The organism is Shewanella xiamenensis, from assembly GCF_014647135.1.
GTDB lineage: Bacteria > Pseudomonadota > Gammaproteobacteria > Enterobacterales > Shewanellaceae > Shewanella > Shewanella xiamenensis.
The window spans coordinates 1-1,290 of the sequence record NZ_BMOP01000051.1 but is presented as its reverse complement, the minus strand read 5'-3'; the positions used below and the strand labels follow the sequence as shown (position 1 = coordinate 1,290).

At 40.9% G+C, this 1,290-nt stretch carries 3 pseudogenes; 2 read left to right on the top strand and 1 reads right to left on the bottom strand.

The features are described from left to right. Positions 1 to 109: pseudogene (locus tag IEY09_RS20075) on the top strand (IS200/IS605 family transposase); the annotation flags it as partial. Positions 110 to 425: 316 nt separating this feature from the next. Here IEY09_RS20075 and IEY09_RS20070 read toward each other — a convergent pair. Next, positions 426 to 1,082, bottom strand: a pseudogene (locus IEY09_RS20070) (HD-GYP domain-containing protein); the annotation flags it as partial. A gap of 94 nt (positions 1,083 to 1,176) precedes the next feature. Between IEY09_RS20070 and IEY09_RS20065 the strand changes: the two are divergent. Further along, positions 1,177 to 1,290 (top strand): annotated as a pseudogene (locus tag IEY09_RS20065) (IS5/IS1182 family transposase); the annotation flags it as partial.

The window sequence follows — 1,290 nt, the reverse complement described above, 5'->3', positions numbered from 1 at the left end:
AGGATACTTCGTCGATTCGATTGGAATTAACGAGGAAATAATCCGTAGATACGTTAGGCATCAAGAGAAAGTAGAGCGGCAAGAGCAGGGTCAACTTGCTCTTGAATAAAGGCCCCCTTTTAGGGGGGTAAAACAAAGCCACCTTCTTCAGAAGGTGGATTCTTTACAAGAGTATTAGTCGTTTTGACACAGTTGATATGGAGCACGTATGTCAACGTTACAAATGCTAATGGAAGGGATGAAAGTTAGCTTTGTATCAACACTGAGTATAGCTTCGTTTAGCTTGCCAATAATCACCGCAATGGTCATAGGGATGATAACTGCTGAATATTTGTCGGACTTTTAACATCACAGCGTGGGCATTTTACATGTATTCAGTGAGTCATATATTTAAGTCATCCCATTGATCTATAATGTTTTAAGCTTTAGTTTGTTTCTATTTCAACTAACAATTGCTCCTTATGTTTTAGCTGATACTTTGATAATTTATCAAGTGAAGCAGAGGTTAGTATATGTCCTTCAGGCAACAGCAGTATGTGCCTAAGATTGTATAAGTTTTGCTTTAATTTCATACCGGCTTTGAGTGCACTCACTTGTAGTCCTCTTCTAGCTTTGTTTGCTATGTCTACTTCTTCGGAAGTGACTAAAATTGACAAAGCGTTGACTATCACTGGGTCATAATAACTGCCCTGGCGTAGTTTTATTGCGTCAAAGCCGTCAGCCATGCTTTTTTTATTACCATCGTATCGGCCTTCAACATGCAGCCAAAAATCTCTTGCTACTGCCAATATTCGTGACCCAAGAGGGATGTCTACGCCTGCTTTTTGAGCGGGTTCACCTCCGCCATTAAAGCGCTCTAATTGATTGGCGATGATGAGTGACATTTCGCTTAAATGTATCGCGGGCAGTAAGATCTCTTCGGCATGTAATGGATGTTCATTAAATAAACGACGTTCACGATCATAGAGGTCGGTATATGCCGTTTCAGCTATTTTGGTGGGGAGCGCGATTTTACCGATTTCTGAAAATAAGCCCGCTTTTGTTATCGTAACTATCTGTTCTGCAGGCAATTGCAATGCATTTGCAAGATATTCGCGGCTTTGTTTCCTAAATCAGTTGAACTAAAACCATAGCTGGTGATCTGATCGGCATAGCCTATCAATTCACCCATCAATCGTGTCAAAACCTCGCTATAAAACAACTAACTGGAAGCAATACAATCAAGCCTTAATCAATCGTGGCTCACTTACCTTCTGGATTGATGAGGACGCTATCGCCCAGTGGAAAGCT